The 15,015-nt window shown below is 63.8% G+C and carries 17 protein-coding genes; 7 read left to right on the top strand and 10 right to left on the bottom strand.

Translation table 11 applies throughout. From position 1 onward, the window contains the following. Positions 1 to 6: 6 nt before the first annotated feature. The 3 genes from EOB49_RS22800 to rlmN are packed head-to-tail and all read right to left on the bottom strand — an operon-like array spanning position 7 to position 2,167. Entirely contained in the window at positions 7 to 486 is a 480-nt protein-coding gene (locus tag EOB49_RS22800) for a hypothetical protein (RefSeq protein ID WP_127321012.1), read from the bottom strand. Further along, complete coding sequence (locus EOB49_RS22795; RefSeq protein ID WP_127321011.1) at positions 486 to 935, bottom strand: hypothetical protein; 450 nt, start codon at positions 933 to 935, stop codon at positions 486 to 488. The genes EOB49_RS22800 and EOB49_RS22795 overlap by 1 nt, the downstream gene beginning before the upstream one ends. Beyond that, on the bottom strand, positions 932 to 2,167 hold the full coding sequence (gene rlmN / locus EOB49_RS22790; RefSeq protein WP_127321010.1) for a 23S rRNA (adenine(2503)-C(2))-methyltransferase RlmN: 1,236 nt from the start codon (positions 2,165 to 2,167) through the stop codon (positions 932 to 934). Before rlmN ends, EOB49_RS22795 begins: the two co-directional genes overlap by 4 nt. A gap of 158 nt (positions 2,168 to 2,325) precedes the next feature. Here rlmN and EOB49_RS22785 point away from each other — a divergent pair, with 158 nt between their 5' ends. Further along, entirely contained in the window at positions 2,326 to 3,681 is a 1,356-nt protein-coding gene (locus tag EOB49_RS22785; protein WP_127382294.1) for a chloride channel protein, read from the top strand. A 67-nt stretch (positions 3,682 to 3,748) separates the two neighbouring features. On the opposite strand, the gene EOB49_RS22780 is transcribed toward EOB49_RS22785, so the two are convergent. From EOB49_RS22780 to EOB49_RS22770, 3 genes are all read right to left on the bottom strand, one after another. Beyond that, complete coding sequence (locus EOB49_RS22780; protein WP_127268363.1) at positions 3,749 to 4,252, bottom strand: invasion associated locus B family protein; 504 nt, start codon at positions 4,250 to 4,252, stop codon at positions 3,749 to 3,751. A 269-nt stretch (positions 4,253 to 4,521) separates the two neighbouring features. Further along, the gene (locus tag EOB49_RS22775) at positions 4,522 to 4,884 is read right to left on the bottom strand and encodes a YkvA family protein (protein WP_127322074.1); all 363 of its coding nucleotides are present in this window, start codon (positions 4,882 to 4,884) and stop codon (positions 4,522 to 4,524) included. A gap of 123 nt (positions 4,885 to 5,007) precedes the next feature. Beyond that, positions 5,008 to 5,304: a 4a-hydroxytetrahydrobiopterin dehydratase gene (locus EOB49_RS22770; RefSeq protein WP_127322075.1), complete on the bottom strand. Its 297-nt coding sequence runs from the start codon at positions 5,302 to 5,304 to the stop codon at positions 5,008 to 5,010. A 50-nt stretch (positions 5,305 to 5,354) separates the two neighbouring features. Here EOB49_RS22770 and EOB49_RS22765 point away from each other — a divergent pair, with 50 nt between their 5' ends. Then, positions 5,355 to 5,873, top strand: coding sequence for a low molecular weight protein-tyrosine-phosphatase (locus EOB49_RS22765; protein ID WP_127322076.1), 519 nt, complete (start codon positions 5,355 to 5,357; stop codon positions 5,871 to 5,873). On the opposite strand, the gene thpR is transcribed toward EOB49_RS22765, so the two are convergent. Together thpR and EOB49_RS22755 are read right to left on the bottom strand one after the other, a co-directional pair. After that, positions 5,777 to 6,373, bottom strand: coding sequence for an RNA 2',3'-cyclic phosphodiesterase (gene thpR, locus EOB49_RS22760; protein ID WP_127382293.1), 597 nt, complete (start codon positions 6,371 to 6,373; stop codon positions 5,777 to 5,779). The two genes, EOB49_RS22765 and thpR, sit on opposite strands and share 97 nt — an antisense overlap. 125 nt (positions 6,374 to 6,498) lie before the next feature. Continuing rightward, positions 6,499 to 7,143, bottom strand: a complete 645-nt coding sequence (locus tag EOB49_RS22755; protein ID WP_127382292.1) for an arylesterase — start codon at positions 7,141 to 7,143, stop codon at positions 6,499 to 6,501. Between the two features lie 84 nt (positions 7,144 to 7,227). Here EOB49_RS22755 and EOB49_RS22750 point away from each other — a divergent pair, with 84 nt between their 5' ends. The 4 genes from EOB49_RS22750 (at position 7,228) to EOB49_RS22735 (ending at position 12,159) form a co-directional block, all read left to right on the top strand. Then, on the top strand, positions 7,228 to 7,923 hold the full coding sequence (locus tag EOB49_RS22750; protein ID WP_127382291.1) for an ABC transporter ATP-binding protein: 696 nt from the start codon (positions 7,228 to 7,230) through the stop codon (positions 7,921 to 7,923). Further along, positions 7,923 to 10,472 (top strand): ABC transporter permease, encoded by a 2,550-nt coding sequence (locus EOB49_RS22745; RefSeq protein ID WP_127382290.1) that lies wholly within the window; start codon positions 7,923 to 7,925, stop codon positions 10,470 to 10,472. The genes EOB49_RS22750 and EOB49_RS22745 overlap by 1 nt, the downstream gene beginning before the upstream one ends. Positions 10,473 to 10,700: 228 nt before the next feature. After that, positions 10,701 to 11,480, top strand: coding sequence for a Bax inhibitor-1/YccA family protein (locus tag EOB49_RS22740; RefSeq protein WP_127271172.1), 780 nt, complete (start codon positions 10,701 to 10,703; stop codon positions 11,478 to 11,480). Positions 11,481 to 11,586: 106 nt separating this feature from the next. Continuing rightward, a complete protein-coding gene (locus EOB49_RS22735; protein ID WP_127382289.1) occupies positions 11,587 to 12,159 on the top strand; it encodes a GNAT family N-acetyltransferase in 573 nt (190 codons plus the stop codon). Positions 12,160 to 12,276: 117 nt separating this feature from the next. Here EOB49_RS22735 and EOB49_RS22730 read toward each other — a convergent pair whose 3' ends face one another. After that, positions 12,277 to 12,663, bottom strand: coding sequence for a DUF2794 domain-containing protein (locus tag EOB49_RS22730; RefSeq protein WP_127269004.1), 387 nt, complete (start codon positions 12,661 to 12,663; stop codon positions 12,277 to 12,279). A gap of 606 nt (positions 12,664 to 13,269) precedes the next feature. Next, on the bottom strand, positions 13,270 to 14,070 hold the full coding sequence (locus EOB49_RS22725; RefSeq protein WP_127269003.1) for a thioredoxin family protein: 801 nt from the start codon (positions 14,068 to 14,070) through the stop codon (positions 13,270 to 13,272). A 172-nt stretch (positions 14,071 to 14,242) separates the two neighbouring features. On the opposite strand from EOB49_RS22725, the gene EOB49_RS22720 reads away from it, so the two are divergent. Then, a complete protein-coding gene (locus EOB49_RS22720; RefSeq protein WP_127382288.1) occupies positions 14,243 to 14,920 on the top strand; it encodes a ceramidase domain-containing protein in 678 nt (225 codons plus the stop codon). The last annotated feature ends 95 nt before the right edge of the window (positions 14,921 to 15,015 follow it).

The raw sequence follows: 15,015 nt of genomic DNA, 5'->3' as shown, positions 1-15,015 counted from the left end.
GCGCCGTCATCCTGTCTGGCCATCTTCTTTTGAGTCTGGTTCGCCTTGCCACCAGCTTGCGGCCCAGCGCCCGGCGCTGAGCCAATAAAAGATACCACCGACCATGCCGCTGCCGATCACGGCCATGATGGCGCTGGTGTCCCTGACGACGAAGGCGGTGTCATCGCTGTGGTCGGCAAGCCCGAGGAAAACACCGGCAACCACCGCGCCTGCCAGCGCATAGAACAGCCAGTCGCGCCGGCCGAGGATTTCGGCGAGCAGGATGACGACAGAGGCCGGCATCAGGGCGAAATAGGCGACGAACAGGGCGGCGAAGGGAATTGAGAAATACAGGGAAGCCGTCGCCGTCGGATGCGCATGCTCCGGCGTGTAGCCGAGCGATGCCAGCAACAGGATATTGAGGAAGGCGCTCGCCGCCAGCGAGGCGACGGCATAGCCGAACAGGATGACGGTGAAACGGACGAGGTAACCGACGAGACGCGCCATCAATCCCGGCCCAGAGTCTGTCGCGTGCCGGATCTGCGTCCAGCCAGAAGCCAGTAGACCGAACCGGCGGCGATGCCGGCGGTGGCGAGAAAACCCAGAAAGCCCGGATTGAAGACAAAGCTGCTGGCCGAGCGCGGCATGGATACGCCAAAGGCGATGGACGTGATCGCACCCGTGGCGGCGAAATAGAACCATCCCCGCAGCGAAAACCGTTCGGCGACGAAGAGCGCCGGACCGACGATCAACAGCGCGCCGATCATCACGGTCAACACGGCGAGCGGGAACGAGCCCAGCCAGTCGAAGGCGAAAATGATGGACCAATTGCCGTCCTCGATGCCTTCCAGAAGAGCGATCAGCAGCACCGGCACCAGGATCGAAGTCAGCACCGCGGCGACATAGCCGACCGCCATGATGGCGAAGCGTCTTAGCCAGGCGACGGGGCGGCTCACGCCTCGCCGTGCCCCGCTATCATCATCGCTTCCAGCGCCAGCCGGTCGACCTTGCGCATGCGCTCGGAGTCGGATTTGAGCTGGCCGCAGGCGGCGAGGATGTCGCGGCCGCGCGGCGTGCGGATCGGCGAGGCATAGCCGGCATTGTTGATGTAATCGGCGAATTTCTCGATCGTCTCCCAGTCCGAGCACTGGTAGTTGGTGCCCGGCCACGGGTTGAACGGGATCAAATTGATCTTGGCCGGAATGCCCTTGAGCAGCTTGATCAGTCCCTTGGCGTCCTCGATGGAATCGTTGACGTCCTTCAGCATCACGTATTCGAAGGTGATGCGCTTGGCGTTGGACAGGCCGGGATAGGCGCGGCAGGCGGCGATCAGTTCGTTGAGCGGATACTTCTTGTTGATCGGCACCAGCAGGTCGCGCAGATCGTCATTGGTGGCATGCAGCGAGATCGCCAGCATGACGCCGATCTCTTCGCCGGTGCGGAAGATTTCCGGCACGACGCCGGAGGTCGACAGCGTGATGCGGCGCTTCGACAAGGAAAGGCCGTCACCGTCGGAAGCGATCAGCAGCGCCTTCTTGACCGCTTCGAAATTGTAAAGCGGTTCGCCCATTCCCATCATGACGATGTTGGACACTTTGCGGCCCTCGGCCGGCACGATGGCGCCGTCGGGCGTGTCGCGGTCGGGAAAATCGCCGAGCCGGTCGCGGGCGGTGAGCAGCTGGGCGAGGATCTCCTCAGCCGTCAGATTGCGCACCAGCTTCTGCGTGCCGGTGTGGCAAAACGAGCAGGTCAGCGTGCAGCCCACCTGCGAGGAGATGCACAGCGTGCCGCGACCCTCTTCGGGAATGTAGACCGTCTCGATCTCGACCGGCCGACCGGCGCCGCGCGGCGGAAAGCGGAACAGCCACTTTCGCGTGCCGTCGGCGGAAATCTGCTCCTCGACGATCTCGGGCCTGGCGACGGTGAAATGCTTGTCCAACTCGGCGCGCAGATCCTTGGAAATGTTGAACATGCCGGCGAAATCGGAGACGCCGCGCACATACATCCAGTGCCACAGCTGCTGGGCACGCATTTTCGCCTGGCGCTCGGGCACGGTGCCTGATGCAACCAGAGCCTCGGCGAGTTCGACCCGCGTCAGGCCGATCAGCGACGGCTTTTCGGGCTGTGCCGCGCGGGCCCGCAACGCGTCGCGGGCGCCGTCAGTGGTGAGATCGAATGAAAGGGTCATGGTTGCACTGATATAAGCGGTTTGCGGCCGATTTCACGCATCGTGCCGGAAAGGAAGCGCGGCGCATAGCACAGGTTGAGGGCAGAGTCATGGGTTGTGCCGGTTTAACCTCTGGCCTGCACGTGTTAGGGCTCGATACTCCCCGCTCGAGGACAGACATGGCCGGCACATCGCGAAGATATCCCATGCTGCGGCGTTCGCGCGCGATGTGGGGCTCACGGCGGGTGTGGCAGCCGCGCCTGGTGTTCTGGGCCGGGGCGCTTGGCATCGGTGTGATCAGCGTGCTGTTCGCGGTGCTGGCGGACAGGGCGCAGGAACTGTTTCACCTGATGACAGGAGACGGAGGCGGCTGGCGTTTCTATCTGCCGCTTGCCGTTACGCCGTTGGGTTTCGTGCTGTGCGCCTGGCTTGCCCACACCTTCTTTCCCGGCTCGCAAGGCAGCGGCATTCCGCAGGCGATCGCCGCCCGCCATCTTCGCGACGACGAGGACCGAAGTCATATCCTGTCCCTCAAGCTGGTGGTCGGCAAAATCATGCTCACCATCGTCGGCCTGTTCTGCGGCGCCTCGATCGGCCGCGAGGGTCCGACCGTGCAGGTCGGCGCGTCGCTGATGCTGCAGGCGGCGCGCTGGGGCGGCATGGTGCAGGCGCGGGGCCTGATCCTGGCCGGGTCGGCCGCCGGTATCGCCGCCGCCTTCAACACGCCGCTGGCCGGCATCGTCTTCGCCATCGAGGAGATGGGCCGCACCTACGAGGCGCGTACCAACGGGCTGGTGCTGACGGCGGTGATCCTGGCCGGCCTCGCCTCGCTCGGCCTGCTCGGCAACTACACCTATTTCGGCGTCGCCAAGGACACGATCTCGTTTGCCGCCGAGTGGCCGCTGGTGATCGCCTGCGGCGTCATCGGCGGCGGGCTCGGCGCGCTGTTTTCGCTGCTGGCGTTGAAGGCGACACGCCGGATCCGGCGCTGGAACACTGGGCAGCCTTTGCAGCGCGCTTTGCTGGTCGCGGCCGTCTGCGGGCTGCTGGTTGCAGTGATCGGCATCGCCTCGGGCGGGCTGACCTTCGGCACCGGTTACGTGCAGGCACGGGGCGCCGTCGAAGGCACGCCGCTGCCATGGTTCTTCTTTGCCGAAAAGTTCCTGGCGGGACTGCTGTCGATGATCTCGGGCATTCCGGGCGGCATCTTCGCGCCCTCGCTGGCGGTCGGCGCCGGCATCGGCAGTTCGCTCGGCCTCCTCTTCGGCGCCAGCACGGGGGCTGCGGCACTGCTCGGCATGGCCGGCTATTTCGCCGGGGTGGTGCAGGCGCCGATGACGGCCTTCGTCATCATCCTGGAGATGACCGGCAATCACGACAATGTCATCGCGCTGATGCTGGCCTCGATGCTGGGCTACGGTACGGCGCGGATGATCTCGCACGAACCGCTCTACCACGCGCTGTCGCGTGTTTTCATCGCCGAGGCGATCCGGCGGCGGCGGGCGGAGGCCGGGCCGGGATCGGCGCAAGGCTGAAAGCAAAAGGCCGGGCTTTGCGGCCCGGCCTTTCATTCAAAGCGAAGTGCGTGCTTGCACTCCTTGCCTATTTGCACTTGGCAATCGACGTCAGCGCTGCCGAAATACCTTTCAGCGAGAAGACATAGGAGGTGGGATTGCCGCGGCCGGACTTCGCCGTCACCTTCATGTCGGTGCCGGTCTTCATGGCGGCGATCAGCACCGGCTCCTCGGCGGCATTCTCGACCCAGGCCGATTTGCCGCGGGTGAACATCGAAAACGTCTTCTTGTCGATGGTCACGGTGGCCTTGGAGCCGTCCTGGAAATTGTAGCCGGCAATGAATTGCGGCTCGTAGGACACTTGCTGGCCGGGCCGCTGGCTGACGAAGAAGAACATGTCGCCATGGTCGAGCGTCGGCGGCTGCTTGTCGGTCGGCACGGTCAGGACATAGCAGACCTTGCCGCCCGATGCCTGGTAACTGTAGGTGCCCCAGGCATTGTGCTGGCCGATCTTGGTCGCCGACTGCGCCAGCGCCGGCGCTGCCACGGCCACCAGGACCAGGCTCGAAACTAGTGCAATTAATCCGCGCATCGCTTTTCCCGTATTCCAAATGGTGCGGAGGCAGGCCGGCTTGGCGTCCTGCCCGTCGCTTCATTTTGATTTAATCTGGGTTACCAAACGGTGAATTTCCGAAGAGAAAAGGATACTCACCCGAGGAAACCGCCGCCATTCCCGCGCCGCCGCCTTGCGAGCGGCTGGCGCGACATCCCTTTGGCGACTTGGAGGCCACGAAAGCGGCAAGAGTTTGACTTTTTACGCTGCCGCAGAAAGCCGGCTTCAACGGCGTTCCGTGCGCGAGTTCAGCCCTTGTCGGCCATGGCGTCTCTGGCGGCCTGCCGGTGCGCAGTGGTGATGTGGGCACTGACGGCGGTGATCGCGGCGGTGAGCACGGCGATGTCGTCGGTGAAGCCAAGCCCGAAGACGAAATCGGGGATGACATCCACCGGCAGCACGAAATAACCGAGTGCGGCGAGCAGAATGCCTTTGGCGCGCAGCGGCGTGTTCTTGTCCATGGCGCAGTAGTAGGCGGCCACGACCTCTTCCATGTAGGGGATCTGCCGCGCGGCCTTCTTGGCTGTGCGCCAGAATTTCTCGCGCACTTCGCTCTCGTCTGCCAGCTTGCCGCCAAAGCCGAAGAAATCAAAACCGGATTGTTGCGCCATCAGTGTCTCCTTGCGAGCGCCCATGCGCATCCGGCGCATGCCCGCGGGGGAAAATGTGGTGAAACCCGACCCCGGCTACAAGATGCCGGTGCCGATTTGGGCTTGTCGAGGCGATACCAGGCCTCAGGCGCCGGCAAAACGGTTCATTTTCTTGGCCAGATCGATATCGAGCGCGGTGACGCCGCCGGCGTCGTGAGTGTTCAGCGTCACATCGACGGTCTTGTAGACATTCGACCAGTCGGGATGATGGTCCATCGTCTCGGCGGCAAGCGCGACGCGGGTCATGAAGGCGAAAGCCTCGGAGAAATTCGCGAAGGTGAATGTGCGCTTGATGGAAGCGCCGTCTACCGCCAGCGCCCAGCCGTCAAGACCGGTCAATGCGGCTTCAGCGGCTTGCCTGCCCAGTTTCTCTCTCGCCATGTCCATATCCTGTGCTATTCGAAAACGACCCTCACCATAGCGACGGATCGATGAGCGCGAAGCCCATAAACTCCATTCTCTTCGTCTGCCTCGGCAATATCTGCCGGTCGCCGCTGGCGGAAGGTGTCTTCCGCGCGGTTTGGGCCGAGCGCGGGTCGACCCGGGATATCCTGCTCGATTCAGCGGGAACCAGTGACTGGGAGGCCGGCTCTGCCCCCGATCGACGCGCGATCGCGATCGCGGTGCGGCACGGCGTCGACATTTCCGGACAGAGGGCGCGCAAGGTCACGCCGCAGGACCTCCACCGTTTCGACCTGATCCTCGGCATGGACCGGTCGAATGTCGCCGACCTGAAGGCGCTGGCGCCGGCAGCCGTGCAGGACCGCATCCATCTGTTCCTGGAGTTCGCGCAGGGAAAGGCACGCGACGTGCCGGATCCTTATCATGACGAGGCAGAAGCCTTCGCTTCCGCCTACCGCATGATCCGCGAGGCGTCGGAGGCGCTGGCGACAAGGCTGGAGGCGCGGGCGTCCGTGCCTGACAGCGGCCAGGCTTCCTCGACGATGTAGGGTCCGCCGCCGACCGAATCGCGCGACGACATCAGCACGAAACGGCCGATGCGGAACGGCAGCGTCGAGAAATTGCCGCGCGCCGACAGATATTGGGCGACGTCCAGCGGGGTCGAATTGCGTAAGCGTGCCAGCGTGACATGCGGCATGAACTTGCGGGGATCGGCCGGGATGCCGAGCCGCTGGCAGATGCGGTCGATCTCGCCCTGAAGGGCGGCCAGACCGGGCGAGGCGGAAGCGCCGGCCCACACCGCATGCGGCTTCTTCTGGCCGAAAGCGCCGACGCCGGACAGGGCCAGCGAGAAGGAAGGGCGGTGGACGCGGTCGAGCGCGTTGGCGATCTCGTCGGCGACATGGCCGGGGACATCGCCGATGAAGCGCAGCGTCAGATGGTAGTTTTCGACATCGATCCAGCGGGCTCCCGGCAAGCCGCCCCGCAGCAGGGACAGCGAAAGGGCAGCGTCACGCGGAATTTCGAGGGCGGTGAAAAGACGCGGCATGATGAGCCTCCCTTCCTCGAATCGAACTGTCATCCCCAGCGAATCATCGATAGTCAAACGGAGCAAGAGGTTTGTTGGCCACAGTCCCTGTTAAAAGCCCCCTGCGCGGAAACAGTTCCAATCCGCTAGGAATCGCCCGACACTGCAGCGATCGCCTTCTCGACCGTCGGCAGGATGCGTTCGACCATCTGGTCGACGCCTTCAACGCTCGGATGCAGGCCGTCCTCGAGTTGCATGCCGGGCTGGCCGGCGACGCCGTCGAGAAAGAACGGGTAGAGCACGACTTCGTATTTCTTCGCCAGGTCCGGAAAAATGGCGTCGAACGCATTCTGGTAGTCGGGGCCGAGATTGGGTGCGGCACGCATGCCGGCCAGAAGCACGGCAATCTTGCGCTGCTTCAGCTTGCTCAGCATCTCGTCGAGGTTCTTCCTGGTGATGTCGGGCGAAACGCCGCGCAGCATGTCGTTGGCGCCGAGTTCGAGGATGACCAGTTGCGTGCCGTCGGGCACCGACCAGTCGAGCCGCGCCAGGCCACCGCTCGTCGTGTCGCCGGAAACGCCGGCGTTGGCGACGCTCACATCATGGCCTTTGGCGCGAAGGGCAGCCTGCAGCCTGTCGGTAAAGCCCTGGTCAGTCCCAAGGCCATAGCCCGCCGTCAGGCTGTCGCCGAAGCCGACGATTTTGAACGGCTCGGCACGCGCTGACGGCATGGCGCCGCAAATGGCGAGGAAAACCATGAGGCCTGCGGCAATACTGCGTTTGAAAGACATGCGGCAGGCCCCATATGAGCTAGGAATTCTTCAGTCGACGGCTTCCGGCAAGCAGAGCCTCCCAGATTATAGGACGATTTCATTTTGACAGAAGCCGTCATCGCGCTGAAAGATGTATCCCTGACCCTTGGCGAGGGCGCTTCATCGGTCCATGTGCTGAAGGGTGTCAGCCTTGATGTGGCGACCGGGGAGGCGACCGGCATCGTCGGGCCTTCGGGCTCCGGCAAGTCGACATTGCTGATGGTCCTGGCAGGCCTGGAAAGGGTCGATTCGGGTACGGTCCGAATCGCTGGTGAGTTGCTCAACGGCAAAAGCGAGGACCAGATTGCTTCGTTTCGAGGCCGAAACATTGGCATCGTGTTCCAGTCCTTTCATCTCATTCCCAACATGACGGCGCTCGAAAATGTCGCGGTGCCGCTGGAACTGGCCGGCCATGCCGATCCGTTTTCGGTGGCGGCGCGCGAGCTGGCGGCGGTTGGCCTCAGCGACCGCGTCACCCACTATCCCGGCGAATTGTCGGGCGGCGAGCAGCAGCGCGTGGCGATCGCCCGCGCATTGGCGCCGTCGCCGCGCATCTTGATCGCCGACGAGCCGACCGGCAATCTCGACCAGGCGACCGGGCGGCAGGTCGCCGACCTCCTGTTTGCCAAAGCGGGCGAGCGCGGCATGACACTGGTGCTGGTGACCCATGATCCGGCGCTCGCGGCACGCTGTTCGCGCCAGGTATCGATGCGCTCGGGCCGGATCGAGGCGCCGGCGCCCGTCAAGGTGACGGCCTGATGCCGCTGTCCCGGACGTTGAGGCTCGCGGTCCGCTTCTCGTTGCGCGAGATGCGCGGCGGCCTGTCCGGCTTCCTGATCTTTCTCGCCTGCATCGCGCTCGGCGTCGCGGCCATCGGCGGCGTCAACTCGGTGGCGCGTTCGGTCACCGCCGGTGTCGCAAATCAGGGCCAGACGCTGCTGGGCGGCGACCTTCGCTTCGAGATCAACCAGCGTGACGCCAGCCAGGCGGAGCGCAGCTTCCTTGACGGGCTCGGCACAGTTTCCCGGACCGCCAGCATGCGTTCGATGGCGCGTCTGGCCGACGGATCCGACCAGGCGCTGGTCGAGGCCAAGGCGGTCGACCATGCCTATCCTCTCTATGGCGCGCTGGAGACCGAGCCGGCACTGTCGAAACAGGAACTGTTCGGCGAAGAGTTCGGCGTCTTCGGCGCGGCGGCACCCGATCTCCTGTTCGAGCGGCTGCATGTCAAGATCGGCGACCGGCTGAAGCTCGGCACCGCCACTTTCGAACTGCGCGCCAGGCTGGTCGCCGAACCGGACGCCGTGTCCGACGGTTTCGGCTTCGCGCCAAGGCTGATGATCTCGACGGACGGGCTGGCGGCCACTGGACTGATCCAGCCGGGCAGCCTGGTCGAGAATGCCTACAAGATCCGCCTACCGGCAGACGCCGACGAGGCGCGACTGAAGGGCGTCCAGGACCAGGCGGCCACGGATTTCCCCGAAGCAGGCTGGTCGATCCGCACACGCAGCAACGCGGCGCCCGCGCTGTCGTCGAACATTGAACGTTTCTCTCAGTTCCTGACCCTGGTCGGGCTGACGGCGCTGGTGGTCGGCGGTGTGGGCGTCGCCAATGCGGTGCGCGCCTATCTCGACGGCAAGCGCGGCGTGATCGCCACCTTCAAGAGCCTGGGCGCTTCGGGCGGCTTCGTCTTTGCCGTCTATCTGGTGCAGATCCTGATCATTGCCGCATTGGGTATCGTGCTGGGCCTTGTGCTCGGCGCGCTGATGCCGTTCGCAGCGAGTGCGGCCTTGCAATCCGTCATTCCGGTGCCGGCCGCAGGCGGCTTCTATCCCGGCGCGCTGGGCATGGCGGCGCTGTTCGGCCTGCTGGTGACGTTGGCTTTCGCGCTGCTGCCGCTCGGCCGCGCCCGCGATGTGCCGGCAACCGCGCTGTTTCGCGAGATGGGGCTGGAAGGCCGCAGCTTGCCGCGCCCCGCCTATGTCGCGGCGGCCATAGGCATCGCGCTGTTGCTGGCGGCGCTGGCCATTCTGTTTTCCGGCGACCAGCGCATCGCCTCGATCTTTGTCGGCGCTACCGTCTTCGCCTTCCTGGTGCTGCGCGTGGTCGGCGCACTGGTGCAATGGGCGGCCAGGAAGAGCCCGCGCGTGCGCTTCGTGGCGCTCAGGCTCGCTATCGGCAACATCCATCGGCCAGGCGCGCTGACGCCATCGGTGGTGCTGTCCTTGGGGCTCGGCCTGACGCTGCTGGTGACGCTGGCGCTAATCGACGGCAATCTCAGGCGGCAGATCTCCGGCAGCCTGCCGGAACGGGCGCCGAACTTCTTCTTCGTCGACATCCAGAGCGCCGATGTCGCGTCGTTCTCGGCGCTGATCGGCAAGCAGGCGCCGCAGGGTGTGCTGGCCAAGGTGCCGATGCTGCGCGGCCGGGTGATGGCGCTGAACGGTATCGATGTCGACAAGGTGAAGGTGCCGGCGGAAGGCGCCTGGGTGCTGAGGGGCGACCGCGGCCTGACCTATGACACCAGGCAGCCGGAGAACGCGACGTTGACCGAGGGCAGTTGGTGGCCCGAAAATTACAGCGGCGAGCCGCTGGTTTCGTTTTCGGCGCAGGAAGGCAAGGAGATCGGGCTGAAGCTCGGCGATACCATCACCGTCAACGTGCTCGGACGCAATGTCACCGCCAGGATCGCCAATTTCCGCCAGGTCGAGTGGGAGACGATGGGCATCAATTTCGTCATGGTGTTCTCGCCCAACACATTCGCGGGCGCCCCGCATGGCTGGATGGCGACGCTGACCGAAAAGAGTACCTCGACGGCCGACGACGCCCGCATCCTCAACGCCGTCACCCGCGCCTTCCCGGCGGTGACGACGGTGCGGGTCAAGGACGCGCTCGATGTCGTCAACCGGCTGGTCGGACAGCTCGGCTCGGCGATCCGAGCCGCGGCCGGCGTGGCGCTGATCGCTTCGGTGCTGGTGCTGGCCGGCGCGCTCGCCGCCGGTAACCGGGCGCGCATCCATGATGCGGTGGTGCTGAAGACGCTGGGGGCGACACGCACCACGCTGATATCGGCCTTCTCGCTCGAATACATGCTGATCGGACTGGCCACCGCCATCTTCGCGCTGGCGGCGGGCAGTGCGGCGGCCTGGTTCGTCGTCGCGCGCATCATGACATTGCCGTCGCATTTCATGCCCGAGGTGGCAGTGGCGACCATTCTGTTTTCGCTGGTGATCACGGTCGGCATTGGTCTTGCCGGCACCTGGCGGGTGCTCGGCCACAAGGCAGCACCGGTGCTGCGCAATTTGTGACGACAGGCCCGGAAATGGGCATCCTGGATTAAATCTTGGTAAGAAAGCCCTCCGAAAAGCCGAGGAATCAGCACTTCGCCCTCTCACGAACCGTTACATCCGGTTACGGACTTGTTCTTGACGCGAATAACCATCATATTTCGCCACAGGCATGCTGGAGCCCTGCCAGCGGCGCCTGGGTCCGGAAGGACCTGACACCCGACGGGGCAGAAGCAATAGAGGACTACAATGGCTGATCCCATTCGCAACTACCAGACGCGCGCCGTGCCCGGCGTCAGCGTCGGTGCCGACATCGATCAAGGCCTGCGCGCCTATATGATCAGGGTCTACAATCTGATGGGGCTTGGCCTCCTCATCACTGGTCTTGCCGCGATCGGCACGATCATGCTGGCCACCACCACCGATCCGGCTTCGGCTGTCGCGACGCTGCCAAGCGGCGAGATGCTGACCTCCTTCGGCTACGCGATCTTCGGCTCGCCGCTGCGCTGGGTGGTGATGCTGGCGCCGCTGGCTGCCGTGCTGTTCCTGTCGTTCCGCGTTCAGTCGATGAGCGTTTCGGCGGCGCAGACGACGTTCTGGGTCTATGCTGGTCTCGTCGGCCTGTCGCTGTCTTCGATCTTCCTGGTCTACACCACGGCCAGCATCTCACAGACCTTCTTCGCCACGGCCGCCGCCTTCGGTGCGCTGTCGCTGTTCGGCTACACCACCAAGCGCGACCTGACGGCGATGGGCTCGTTCCTGATCATGGGCGTGTTCGGCATCATCATCGCGTCGGTGATCAACATCTTCCTGCAGTCGTCGGCGCTGTCCTTTGCCGTGTCGGCGATCGGCGTGCTGGTCTTCGCGGGCCTGACCGCCTATGACACGCAGAAGATCAAGGAGATGTATTTCGAGGGCGACACTTCCGACGTCGCCGGCCGCAAGGCGATCATGGGCGCTCTGACGCTCTATCTCGACTTCATCAACCTGTTCATGTTCCTGCTGCAGTTCATGGGCGACCGCCGCTAAAGCGGCATTGGACCATCAACTTCCGGAAGGGCGGCCCAACGGCCGCCCTTTTCTTTTGTCTTGGCCTTTGCTGTTATTGCGAGCAGAGAAATGGCGTGCATAAACAATGAGCAATATTGCGATCCGGCCCGCCACGGTGGCCGACCTCGACAGCGTCACGGACATCTATGCCGATGCGGTGACCCGAGGCACGGCGAGCTATGAGCTGGAGCCGCCGAGCCGTGCGGAGATGGGTGTTCGATTCGACAGCCTGACGGCCGGCGGCTTTCCTTACCTGGTGGCGGAGAAGGACGGCACCGTTCTCGGCTACGCCTATGCCGGCGCCTTCCGGCCACGCCCGGCCTATCGCTTCATCGTCGAGGATTCGGTCTATGTCGCGCCCGAGGCCAAGAGCCAGGGCGTCGGGCTCAAGCTGATGCAAAGCCTGATCGAGGCAGTGACGACGGCGGGCTTTCGCCAGATCATCGCGGTGATCGGCGATGGCCGTCCCGACAGCGCCTCGGTGCGGTTGCACGAAAAGCTCGGCTTTCGCCATTCAGGACGCCTTGAAGGTTCCGGCTACAAGCATGGGCGCTGGCTGGACACGGTGTTCATGCAGCTGTCGCTGAATGGCGGTGCGACGCTGCCGCCCGATCCCGAATCGCTGCCGGAGCGGAAGTTTCGCCTTAGGGGGAACTGAAGAATTGAAGAATTGAAGAATTGAAGAATTGAAGAAGATAGCGTCAGGCGTCGAGTGCCCTTTTCATCAATTCATCAATTCTCCAGTTCTTCAATTCCCCTGCTCTAATTCCCCAGCTCAGGCTTCGACCAGCTTCAGCTTGCTGTCGAACACACCAAGCACGCGGCCGAGTTCCTGGCCGCGCTTCAGGATGCGGCCGCCGGCGGCGATGACGGCAAAAGCGCCCTGCTTGCGGGCCAGTTTCGGATCCTTGACGATCTGGAACAGCGGCACTTCGCTGGTGCGGCGGAATACGGAAAACACAGCGCGGTCCGCAAGATGATCGATGGCGTAGTCGCGCCATTCATTGGCGGCGACCATGCGGCCGTAGAGCCTGAGGATCTGGTCCAGCTCGCGGCGGTCGAACCGCACCGGCTGATCGAGACGTTCGCGTCGCGCCTCGTGCAGCGGGATCAATATCGCGGATGCATCCCCATCCCCCGTCCCGCCGCTGTCATCGGTCATGCCTCGATCCTTCAAAATGAATCTTTGCCAACCAAAGTTGGCGTGTTCGCGACTGAATTGCAAGCCCAGCGAACCGAGCCCCGCGCCGCGCTGTTTCCGTTACGTCCAGTCACTTTTATGAAACGCCGTGTTGGAATTGGTGATGTTCCGCCACATTTCTGCCTTTTTTTATCCGCGCTCATGCCCCAATGTCCGACGAATTTACCGGTGTTGCCTGAGACGGTTCGGTCCGGCACCGGCTCGTAAACCCCAAGCCCCCCGCCCACGGGTCTGCGTCGGATCGAACCAACCTCGGTTCTTCTTCGGAAGAATCGGGTGCGACGATCCCAAAACCTAAATGACCGACGTCAGAAGCAAGCTGACGTCGGTTTTTTATTGGGTGAGAAGCGGTTCGCGCAGCGAACGAAAAGCCAATTGCTTGGCTTTTCGAGCTTCGAACGCCCTGAGCCTGCGAAGGGCCGGGCGTGGTTAGTCGATCCACCCTGCCGGGTCCGCGCTGCTTCGCAGCGTCCCGGCGTTCGCCGGCCTTCATCGTGCCACCGGCACGATGAATTCGCCTTCGACGAACCGGCTGCTCGCCCCACAAGGGGAGAAGGAAAGAAGGCCTTAAGGCTTGTGGATGAACGCGGCGCCGAGAATGGGACCGGGCATGCCGTCCTTGCCGACCGACTGCAGCAGCACGGCGCAGCCGCCCTTTTTGGCAATCTCGCTCATCGGCAGTTCGTAGCGTTGTGCCTTGCCATGCCACATGCCGGCGGTCTGTATCCCGGTGACGGCGTTCCAGTAGGTCATCTTGCGGCCGGTGTTCTCGCCCTCGCCGACCTTGACCGTCTGCGGCGGGTCGAAATAGACGATGACGACATGGGCGTCGCTGGGGCCGTTGCCGGCATCGCCAGCGTCGATCGTCACACGGTCGCTGGTGCGGCTGACCTTGACGGCGACGCGCATGCCTTCGCCGCTCTTGGCCATGCGGGCGAGCGCGCCATCGACCTCGCCGCGGCTGGCACCGTTGACGTGGACACGGCCATTGATAACGGCCTGCGGCGTATAGACGGAGCGGCTGCCGAAGGCGCGCATGTAGTCGTATTGCCGCTCGGTGTTCTCCTTGCGGCCCAGCGTATCCTGCCAGCCGAGATAGTCCCAATAGTCGACGTGATAGGCGAGCGCGACGATATCTTCCTTGGCGGCAAGTTCGGAGAACAGCGTATCGGCCGGCGGGCAGGAACTGCAGCCCTGGCTGGTGAACAGTTCGACCACGCCCAATGGCCTGTCGATCTGGGGCCTGTCGATCTGGACCCGGTCGGCATGGGCGCGATCGGATTCGCCGGCATGCCCGGCGCCGGCAGACGCCGAGAAGGCCAGCGCAAGAGCTGCCAGCCACAATGATTTTCGCGAGGCCATGGCCATTCCGATTCCCGCCGGTGGTGCCGGCTTTATCTTGATTGCTAAAATATGTGGCAGAACCGGAAGTCAACGGGAAGTCACGTTGCGGTGAAATTTTGCCATTGCAGCCGACCGCAACCCCGCAATAGGAAGGATCTGCGCTTCAGGATAGAAACCGATTCGGGCGGCAATCACGATGTGGCAAACGTTTTTGGCGCCAGTCGACCTCTATTGCGAGCGGATCGGCCCGGAATTCTGGTCCGAACCGGTAAACGCCCTGACCAACCTCGCCTTCATCGCCGCCGGCCTGTGGGGCGTGCGCGAGGTACGAAGGCTGGGCACCGGCGCCTTCGCCGAGGTGCTGGCCTGGTGGGTGGTGGCGATCGGCATCGGTTCGACGATCTTCCACACCTTTGCCACCAAGGGCACAGTCTGGGCCGACGTGCTGCCGATCGCCGGCTTCACGCTGGCCTACACGCTGTTCAATCTGCGCCGCTTCCTCGGCATGCGATGGGGCAAGGCCATTGCCATCTTCATTGCCTTCTATGTGCTTGCCGGGGCGATAACCCTTGCCGTGCCGGACTGGCTGCGCCAGGCGTCGAACGGTACGACGGGCTATCTGCCGCCGTTCCTGGCGCTCGCCTTCTTCGGTGTCTGGGTGACGGTGAGCGGCAATCGCGCCGGCTGGTATAATCTGGCGGGATCGGCGATCTTCGTCGTGTCCGTCATCTGCCGGATGATCGACCCGGTGATCTGCGGCAGCTTTCCTCTCGGAACGCACTTCCTCTGGCACATCCTCAACGGCGTGATGCTCGGCGTGCTTTTGGCGGCAGCGGCGCGGTTTGGGAAGCCTAAGGTAGGCAGTAGGCAGTAGGGGTCTCTATTCCCTACTGCCCCCTATTCCCTAAGCTGCAAGATCGCGCAGCACGTATTGCAGGATGCCGCCGTTCTTGAAGTAATCGAGCTCAT

Source organism: Mesorhizobium sp. M7A.F.Ca.MR.148.00.0.0 (genome assembly GCF_003997735.1).
Lineage (GTDB): Bacteria > Pseudomonadota > Alphaproteobacteria > Rhizobiales > Rhizobiaceae > Mesorhizobium.
Note: the sequence above shows the minus strand (reverse complement) of the source record. Positions and strands in the feature narration are given on the sequence as shown.